Source organism: Desulfobacterium sp. N47, assembly GCF_051233685.1.
Classification (GTDB): domain Bacteria; phylum Desulfobacterota; class Desulfobacteria; order Desulfobacterales; family RPRI01; genus RPRI01.
In genome coordinates this window covers 1-5,207 of the sequence record NZ_JBAMMY010000262.1, presented here as the reverse complement: position 1 = coordinate 5,207, position 5,207 = coordinate 1, and the positions used below count along the sequence as shown (strand labels likewise).

The 5,207-nt window shown below is 37.3% G+C and carries 9 protein-coding genes and 1 pseudogene; all 10 read right to left on the bottom strand.

The annotated features are described in order from the left end of the window. Nucleotides 1-143: 143 nt before the first annotated feature. Complete coding sequence (locus VXK47_RS16655) at nucleotides 144-413, bottom strand: type II toxin-antitoxin system RelE family toxin (RefSeq protein WP_435549908.1); 270 nt, start codon at nucleotides 411-413, stop codon at nucleotides 144-146. A 3-nt stretch (nucleotides 414-416) separates the two neighbouring features. Next, nucleotides 417-620: a hypothetical protein gene (locus tag VXK47_RS16650; protein ID WP_435549907.1), complete on the bottom strand. Its 204-nt coding sequence runs from the start codon at nucleotides 618-620 to the stop codon at nucleotides 417-419. A gap of 103 nt (nucleotides 621-723) precedes the next feature. Further along, complete coding sequence (locus VXK47_RS16645; RefSeq protein ID WP_435549906.1) at nucleotides 724-873, bottom strand: hypothetical protein; 150 nt, start codon at nucleotides 871-873, stop codon at nucleotides 724-726. A gap of 261 nt (nucleotides 874-1,134) precedes the next feature. Beyond that, complete coding sequence (locus VXK47_RS16640; protein WP_435549905.1) at nucleotides 1,135-1,806, bottom strand: hypothetical protein; 672 nt, start codon at nucleotides 1,804-1,806, stop codon at nucleotides 1,135-1,137. Beyond that, the gene (locus tag VXK47_RS16635; protein WP_435549904.1) at nucleotides 1,799-2,326 is read right to left on the bottom strand and encodes a DUF6036 family nucleotidyltransferase; all 528 of its coding nucleotides are present in this window, start codon (nucleotides 2,324-2,326) and stop codon (nucleotides 1,799-1,801) included. The genes VXK47_RS16640 and VXK47_RS16635 overlap by 8 nt, the downstream gene beginning before the upstream one ends. A gap of 572 nt (nucleotides 2,327-2,898) precedes the next feature. Beyond that, complete coding sequence (locus tag VXK47_RS16630; protein WP_435549903.1) at nucleotides 2,899-3,216, bottom strand: nucleotidyltransferase domain-containing protein; 318 nt, start codon at nucleotides 3,214-3,216, stop codon at nucleotides 2,899-2,901. Then, complete coding sequence (locus tag VXK47_RS16625; protein ID WP_435549909.1) at nucleotides 3,189-3,461, bottom strand: HEPN domain-containing protein; 273 nt, start codon at nucleotides 3,459-3,461, stop codon at nucleotides 3,189-3,191. Before VXK47_RS16625 ends, VXK47_RS16630 begins: the two co-directional genes overlap by 28 nt. Before the next feature lie 207 nt (nucleotides 3,462-3,668). Further along, entirely contained in the window at nucleotides 3,669-3,995 is a 327-nt protein-coding gene (locus tag VXK47_RS16620; RefSeq protein WP_435549902.1) for a type II toxin-antitoxin system PemK/MazF family toxin, read from the bottom strand. After that, nucleotides 3,973-4,164 carry a hypothetical protein gene (locus VXK47_RS16615; protein ID WP_435549901.1) on the bottom strand — a complete coding sequence of 64 codons (192 nt, stop codon included), beginning with the start codon at nucleotides 4,162-4,164 and terminating at the stop codon, nucleotides 3,973-3,975. Before VXK47_RS16615 ends, VXK47_RS16620 begins: the two co-directional genes overlap by 23 nt. A 323-nt stretch (nucleotides 4,165-4,487) precedes the next feature. Beyond that, nucleotides 4,488-5,207: pseudogene (locus VXK47_RS16610) on the bottom strand (hypothetical protein); the annotation flags it as partial.

The following is a 5,207-nucleotide window of genomic DNA, read 5'->3' as shown; positions in this document are numbered from 1 at the left end:
CTTTGCTGTCTTTTACCGCTATCCCCTCCAAAACATCTTTGATATGCAATGCGTGAAAGGATATTTCGCCGACGTTAACACTTAAATCGACACGGTGGTCGCCTTGCGGCAAATCTTGACCGACTTATTAAATCTCCTCAGAATTATGGAAACCGCCGATAAATCTCTTTCCTATGCAGAAAGCGAATCAGTTCAACATTGTTTTGCTTTCGTTTTATTCCAAGTCGATAATTTCCAATCTTAATACGGAAATACTCTGCATATCCTTCAATCTTTTTAACATCTTTAATATCTGCAAGAGAACCCGCTTTCTTGATCTCCTCTATCAGTTCCCTAACGCGTTTCCTGATTTTTGATTCATTTCTGATAGCATCAAGATCCTTGCTGAATCTTTTCCCATAAAGAATATTCATAAATTAATCCATCAATTTAGATAGGATTTCCGATTCAGAAACATACTCTCCTGTATCACCCTCCTCTATAGCTAAACCTAATTTCATATCTAGTATCGCTTCTGATACAGCGTCTTCCAATAAATCCTTTCTTTCAGTTAAAACGGATATTATTGCTTCTTTAACTATTTTTTTTAGTTCTGTCTTTGAGATTTCGCTTGTTTCCATTTTATATTCCTCTACTTCTAAAACCCCTCGAAGATCAATTGCTGCCGACTTTTTCGCATCCTTATCATCTCTGATAGACACTTTCAAAACAGGAAAGTTCTTTTTAAAAAATATTTACTTCTTTGATGGTTTCTTCCTTTTCATATTCGATGATCTTTCCAATAGATCGTGACAGGTATTCGTTCTGCAAACCCTTTTCAAATATCTTGCCGATATTTTGAATTATCTCTTTTGTAGTTGAATTTGCCTGCATATTATCTCCTTCATAATCCCTTTCTTACGTTCTATTTGCTATCATAAACAAATATCTGAACAAAGTCAAAGCACATCGGGGATGATATTGAAACTGTGAATTAATATTTTCACACTCTGTTCTCACCGAAAGATCATTTTGGGTGTTTTGAGTGTTGAGTGATCAAGCTCTGTCCTTTTGATTTGATGTAGTCTTAACGATTTTTGTTAATATATTAACTAATTTTTTATTGCATTTAGCTGTATTACAGTTTGATTAAAATCAATATTGCATCAATTTCTGGGCAAGACGATGGATCTCCGGATTGGCAAGAGCAGCTACCTTCTTTTTTATGCTGCGGGAAAAATATTCCTTTTCGGTTTTTGTTAACAATTCTCCTTTCAATTTCTTCCGGAACAACTCCTTTTGTTTCGGCGAAAATAATTGCGACAATGCATATTCAAGCGACAGCTCCTCGTGCTTTTGCTTTAGCTGTCTTGATTTTTCAGCATCTTTTTCAAAATAATTGTTGAACATCTGTTTCAGCCTGAATGGGTCAAGACGCCTGTTGCCAAGACTGACCTCTTTCCCGTGGACTAATTGATGCTTTAACTCTTTTATGCGGGTTGTATCTTCCGGTGATAAGGATTTTTTTAATTGATTCGACCAGTCAAACGACAGATGATAATATTGATACATGGCTAATGACAATAAAATCAAAGATTTAAAGTCTTCCAAATCTTCTTTTTTTATAAAAAAGCTTTTAAGTTTGTCATAATCAAAATTGTAGTTCCGGGCGGCATTTGCCAGTAAAACGGCAAAACCCTCCCACAAACGAGTGTCTTCGCTTTTAACGACCTCTGCCAAGGTTTGATTGGCATCGACTTCCTCCTGAGCTTCCATCATAGGAAATCCCAATCTATGCAGGTTGTCCATTAATGCTTGATTAGCCATAAGGCTTTTCTTTCCTGACAATATCTAAAAAATTTTCAAGGTTTTTGATAATCCTTTTTTCTGAGATGTCGTAACTTGCAAGATTTATAATATGCTGCTCAACCCGCTTAAGATCAATGTCTTTTTTACGTGATTTCAACAGCATCAGGCAATCTTCAAAATCGACCCGTGTCCCTCGAAAAAGTTTGCTTGCAATAAGATCATAAGGATTTAATATTCCTATATAAAGGTTAGAAAATTCCTTAAACTGCGTGTAGTTTTCTTTTTCAATAGGAGATGCCATCAATTCTGTTGTGTGGATACGTTTCCCCACAAACAGGTCAAATACAAACAGGTCTCCACTTTTGTGCCAACCCGATCCTGTTTGCTGCTGATAGCCCAATTCCTTTAAGGTTTTGATCAAGTGCCGGTACTCTGCTTCAAGCGGAATAATAAAATCGATATCCTTAGTCGATGGTTTGATGTCCATCAAGGTCAGTGCTGTACCGCCGCATGCAACAAGATGGACTTTACGCCTCAAGAAGGTATTCCACTGTCCCAGCAAATCTATCAATGTATATTTGTTTAGTCTATATTCCATCTATTGCATTTTAAAATACATAATATTGCATACAATAAGACAAATAATTGTATTAAACCATACAATAAATATATTGTGGTGTCAAGAAGCGTTTTTTATCTGCAAATACAGAAGCTAATTGAGACAAATGCGAAAATCGATCAGTTCATTTAAAACCTAAGCCGCAATTGAAATTGCCTGGAGAAACGAAAAACTGTTTTGAGTGCAGAAACGGAAGATAGTGTTGAGTGTTGAGCACAGAAACGAAAAACTGTGTTGAGTGTTGGGTGTTGTGTTTTGTGTTTTGAGTTTTGGGTGATCAAGCTCTGTTTTTTTGATTTGATGAAGTCTTAACTATTTTTGTTAATATATTAATAATGGCCAGGTTTTCTGAAAAACGGTAATCCAGTAAATTCAACTTGTTCTGGATACCTGCTCCCCGCCTGCGCGAGGACAAGCTTCGCAGGTATGACGGTTCGGGGACTTTTTACGGTTTCATCAGTATTGATGGTGAACATCTTGCTTGGTTAACGCTAAATGCGTAGTCCCTCTCGTTTGATTTTTATGAAAAATTGAGGAGGGTCGGTTTCTATTTCATTTAAAGAAAAAGGATGAATTTCCAAGCGCAAATCCACTTTCCTTCTATGTTTGCTGATTTTTTTCATATCGTAGTACGGCACACCCTGAAAATCTCTTGAGACAACAGCAAGATCGATATCGCTGTCCTTATCAGCCAAATCCTTAATGACAGAACCAAAAAGGTACGCTTCAGAGACATCAATACCACTTTGTCTCAATAAACTTATAAAAAGTTTGGCTTTCTTCAAGGATATATCTTTTGTAAGAGCCATTCCCGAATCTCCTTTATACGGTAAAAATTCTGTTCCGCGAATTCTTTTGTACACAACTTGTAAAACTTGAATTTTTCATCCGGATATCTGGTTGAGATATTGAAAGTATTCACTGCATCAAGAAATTCAACCATCTCCTCGTCCATTTGTATTCCCGCCATATCAGCTAATTTAACAAGATCATGACTTCGGGGTGGAAAATCATTTTTATATTTTACATAACAGCCTTTTAGGGTTTTTTCTATAACAAGATGGCCAACGAATAAACACCAATCATATTTCCCGCTATCAAAGAGGATTCAGCAACTTCAAGGTCATGCTCTGCTGAATTAATCCAATAAGCCATGTGCTTGTCCATATTTAATCCTCGTCTTAAATTTTGTTAAATTAAATACGCATATCCCTTAAGGCGGGTCATTTTATATGAGAATACAGGAGACAGGAGTCAGAAGTCAGAAGTCAGAAGACAAAATAACCATACTACCGTTTTTATTCTGCATTCTGTATTCTGACTCCTGTATTCTCATATAAAGGGTAAAGAGTTTATTACAGCGGATCCAGCTCTGGCGAGGCAAATTTCCGGCGCTCATTGAGGCATCATCAATTGCTACTGCGTATTCAGGTGTGGGCACCGAAGTCACAGCAACACATATAAAGTCTCCATACCCATCCGGATGAGTTATAACCAAGACGGGCCGTTTCTTTTTTGTTTTTAGATCAGAATAGGGGAAAGGAATACCCACAAGGTCGCTAGGGCTATAGCTCATTCCAGATGTCATCTTCTTTATTTCCCCAAATCTGTTGCATTACCGACACCTGAGCTTTTTTCATTTCTTCAACACAGATATCATGCTGGGAATAAATTCGCTTGATAAAATCGAGCACCTCTCGTGCCAACGGCTCCGGAAGATCTCTAACCTTTTCACAAATTTTATCTGCCACATTCATATTTCACCATTTAATAATTTTTTCGAATTTTATTTCAAAGTATGACACAACATGTCACAAAATTCAATATTTCTTCAACGTTTTTGATTTTCTGTGAATTGTTTTGAGTTATAAGGAGATTTAATAAGTCGGTCAAGATTTGCCGCAAGGCGACCACCGTGTCGATTTAAGTGTTAACGTCGGCGAAATATCCTTTCACGCATTGCATATCAAAGATGTTTTGGAGGGGATAGCGGTAAAAGACAGCAAAGATTCTTTTGGAGACAACAGTTGTCCCCAAGAGTTTATTTATATGCAAATAATGATGCAGAACAAAGAGAACATCATTCCAGCTGAATGATGTTTGCCAGGGCTTTTGGAATGATAGGAGGTTTCAGAATTGTTTCTATATCAGGATCATTAATTTCATAAAGCTTTCTGAGCAAGTTAGTGGTTCTGATAATAAAACTGAATGCACGTTTAAGCAAAAGAACAATGGCAGCCAATTGAGATAGAATGTTTGATCTTGAGATATTAAGGACTCTGGGTTTATCTATAATATTCAGGTCTTTTTTTATCGTACTGTTAGCTCGTTCCGAAGCTGACCGCATTTTCTTGATTTCATTATAGCGTTTTGAACCCCGCGGTATTTCGTTTACCAAACGGGGAAGCTCTTTGACATACATGTGTTTTGAAAAACCTGTTTGGTTTTTAATATGAGGACACATAGCGATATTGTGGCGAACGTTCAGATTTTCCATGGCTTTTGGTCTGAACTTAAGGCACTGTTTAAAGCAACAGAATGTAAGCCGCTGATGTTTTTTATCAAAACCATTGGGTTTGGCAAGCAGACCGCAGGGCGCAAAAGGCCGGCCTTTCTGGTCGTATCCTCTATCGATAAGAGTCTGTTTAGACAGGTTTTCGTTTCTGGGATTGTAATCGATTATGGGTATGGAGCCCTTGCTCCTGATGTAGTTGTAGTTTTTAATAATATCGTATTTGGCATCGGCAATGTCGATTTTGACCTGGTTTGCAGCTTGAGGGTGGTGCTTTTGAATCTGTTC

Excerpts from the sequence above, each read along its gene's own strand:
- VXK47_RS16620 (WP_435549902.1), bottom strand. The coding sequence starts at position 3,995 with ATGACATCTGGAATGAGCTATAGCCCTAGCGACCTTGTGGGTATTCCT.
- VXK47_RS16655 (WP_435549908.1), bottom strand. The coding sequence starts at position 413 with ATGAATATTCTTTATGGGAAAAGATTCAGCAAGGATCTTGATGCTATC.
- VXK47_RS16650 (WP_435549907.1), bottom strand. The coding sequence starts at position 620 with ATGGAAACAAGCGAAATCTCAAAGACAGAACTAAAAAAAATAGTTAAA.
- VXK47_RS16640 (WP_435549905.1), bottom strand. The coding sequence starts at position 1,806 with ATGGCTAATCAAGCATTAATGGACAACCTGCATAGATTGGGATTTCCT.
- VXK47_RS16615 (WP_435549901.1), bottom strand. The coding sequence starts at position 4,164 with ATGAATGTGGCAGATAAAATTTGTGAAAAGGTTAGAGATCTTCCGGAG.
- VXK47_RS16630 (WP_435549903.1), bottom strand. The coding sequence starts at position 3,216 with ATGGCTCTTACAAAAGATATATCCTTGAAGAAAGCCAAACTTTTTATA.
- VXK47_RS16645 (WP_435549906.1), bottom strand. The coding sequence starts at position 873 with ATGCAGGCAAATTCAACTACAAAAGAGATAATTCAAAATATCGGCAAG.